General features: G+C 36.6%; 2 protein-coding genes and 1 pseudogene. All 3 read right to left on the bottom strand.

Annotation, left to right across the window (positions count from 1 at the left end):
- Positions 1–238: pseudogene (locus JUI58_RS02715) on the bottom strand (hypothetical protein); the annotation flags it as partial.
- Between the two features lie 29 nt (positions 239–267).
- Positions 268–1050, bottom strand: coding sequence for an ankyrin repeat domain-containing protein (locus JUI58_RS02710; protein ID WP_204102207.1), 783 nt, complete (start codon positions 1048–1050; stop codon positions 268–270).
- Positions 1051–1133: 83 nt separating this feature from the next.
- On the bottom strand, positions 1134–2731 hold a 1598-nt coding region (locus JUI58_RS02705), incomplete at its 5' end, for an RHS repeat-associated core domain-containing protein (protein WP_204102206.1).

The following is a 2731-nucleotide window of genomic DNA, read 5'->3' as shown; positions in this document are numbered from 1 at the left end:
GGTCATAGTACCTTGCTCGGAAATGGTAAAAGTCCGTATTCGACTCCAACCATTGACCTTGAAAGCGGAAATCTCCTCCTAACTCATTCGGCATTCCTGCTGGATTATTCCGCAAATTACCAAAACTATCATATTCAAACTCTGCCACCTCAACCCCAGAATTGTTTGCCAAACCCACAATCGAACCCATGCCATCTTCTAAATAATAAGTCGGATTCCCTTGGTCATCCAAAGCCATCCAGTTTCAAAGTTCCAAAAGAGGTAGTCCTAAAGATTGGGTATTTTCTTTTTTATAAGTAAATCAATTATCTTTTCATTTCTTAATTTTTTCTTATAAGATAACTGCTTTTCATTCCGTAAGTTCAAAGCTATTTCAAAAGCAGTATCTCCATTTATATCAGAAATATTTACATCAGCTCTATTGTCCAATAATAAGCGAGTTAGATAAAGATATTGACCTTTAACAGCAGAAATTAAAGGCGTAGTTCCAGAAACGTCATCTTTTAAATTTGGATTTGCCCCGGCTTGAAGAAGCATTTTTACCATTTTTTCATCGCCTTGTTGAACGGCAATTATTAAAGGTGTTCGACCATTTCCATTTTCTCGAGGAGAATCAACATCAATTGAACTATCAATTAATGTTTGTAATGGTTTGTGTTCATGATTAACTGTAAATGATATAAAAATGAAATGTTTTATTTCAATATCTGTTAAAGGTTCTAGATAATCATAAATTTCTTTTAAAGCCATTCCAGCAGCAATTTCTAATGGATATCCACCTTCCTTATGACCAAAATTAACATCTGCACCTTTTCTCACCAAAAACTCAACCCATTCAAGCCTTCCTGTCGTAATAGCTTCTAATAATATTGTATTATCTTCATTGATTTCATTGGGATTAAATTCTGAATCTAGATCAAATAATTCCGAAAAAGTTTCCATTGCTGCTTTTGAATCTATTTCATTCCATGATATCTTGTTAAGAGATTTTTGGTTCTGTTCATAAAATTCATCAAATTTCTGAGATTTAATGTCAAAGAAAGATTTCATAGGTCGGTTAATCTAAACTCTCAACACTAAATATAAGGTATCTACTTTACATCACCTTTGGCTTTTTAAAAAAATCTTAAGAACTAAGAACCTCTAATTCTAGTTAAAGGGACAATAAATAATTTAACTTGGAAATCAGTTAATGCTTGACGTTCTAGCTCTTTCAAGTATACATCTTTCTTAGGGGAATAAAAAGTAACATAGGTGGCTAATGGAATATATTGACTTTTGAGTGCATAATTTTTAATTGCTCTCCATTGCCTGTGTGAATTTGTATTTGGTTTGTTTAATGCCGTTGATATACTAGCTACACTTAGCTTGAAATCTCCTATTAACCATGAGCGTTCTCTTGCTTGATAAGCATCAATAGGTGTTGGGTTAGAAATGACAAAATCAGGGTCAGGGGTACCGTCGGGTTTAGTTATACCTGGAGATAAAAAATCCCCGTTACAGTTCCTTCCATTACGAATAGCTTTTCCACTTTGAAGAATATCAGGTCCTAAATAAATATTATCTTTAGCGGAACTGTCTCCTAAAAGATCGCAAACAGTATCTTTTACTAATTTTTCTAATACAGTTCCTCCACCTTGATCGTCTTTTAATATCTTATAGTGATCTGCGAAAAAACTATAAGGAGGAGCATATTTTTTAAGAAAACCCTCTAATATATTGCTAACAGTACCTTTAGCTTGATTATAAAGCTCTTCTTTTAGTTGAGTTGTCGCTTCATGTTTTATACTATTAAGAATGCCCTCTATCTTATTACGTATTTGAATCTCATTTAGAGTGAATTGACCCGTAGGATCGCTATAAACATGAGGATTGTTATAAACAAACTGATAAGGATTAGAACTCTCAGGTTCAGTCTCAATAATATCAACAGGATCGCGACTGACAAACCTTCCCGTTTCCGGGTCATAATACCTTGCTCGGAAATGATAGAAAGCTGTATTCGACTCCAACCACTGACCTTGGAAGCGGAAATCTCCTCCTAACTCATTCGGCATTCCTGTCGGATTATTCCGCAAATTGCCAAAACTATCATATTCAAACTCTGCCACCTCAACCCCAGAATTGTTTGCCAATCCCACAATCGAACCCATGCCATCCTCTAAATAATAAGTCGGATTGCCTTGCTCATCCAAACGCATCAACGGCATATTTCCAGCATACACATAAGCTGCTAAAGGATCGTTTGCACCATCCATCACCAAATGCGGTGACTCCAAACCTTCTCCCATCAACGGAGCTACCACATAATCCTTTTCTCCCGTTCCATCCGTCATTTCCACCCGACGACCCGCACTATCATAAGCATACTGCACTACAATATTTTCTCCCTTCTTCACTTCGATAATCAAATCGTCTGTATTGTAGCGCAAATGCCACGTTTCCCCCTCTCTCGTTATGGTTTCCAATCGTCCCCCATCATCGTAATGATAGGTCTCCAATCCCTCACTTGTATCGATTTGCGTCAACTGATGAATGTTTTCGTAATCGTAACTTCCTTGTGCTTCTCCACTCGATACTGTCTGACGATTTCCCTCGGCATCGTAACTGTAAGCAATTTCTTCTTCTTGCACCCCATTGGCATCATAATAAGTTTCTTTTTCCAAGCGTAAAGAGTCATCATATTTCAACTCCACATAAGAACCATCTTCTCGCGTTATCTTCGTCGGTT

Origin of the sequence: Spirulina sp. CCY15215, assembly GCF_016888125.1 — a bacterium.
GTDB lineage: Bacteria > Cyanobacteriota > Cyanobacteriia > Cyanobacteriales > Spirulinaceae > CCY15215.
This window is presented reverse-complemented; position numbering and strand designations above follow the sequence as displayed.

Bases quoted from the DNA above. Each gene is read 5' to 3' on its own strand.
- JUI58_RS02710 (WP_204102207.1), bottom strand. From the start codon at position 1,050: ATGAAATCTTTCTTTGACATTAAATCTCAGAAATTTGATGAATTTTAT.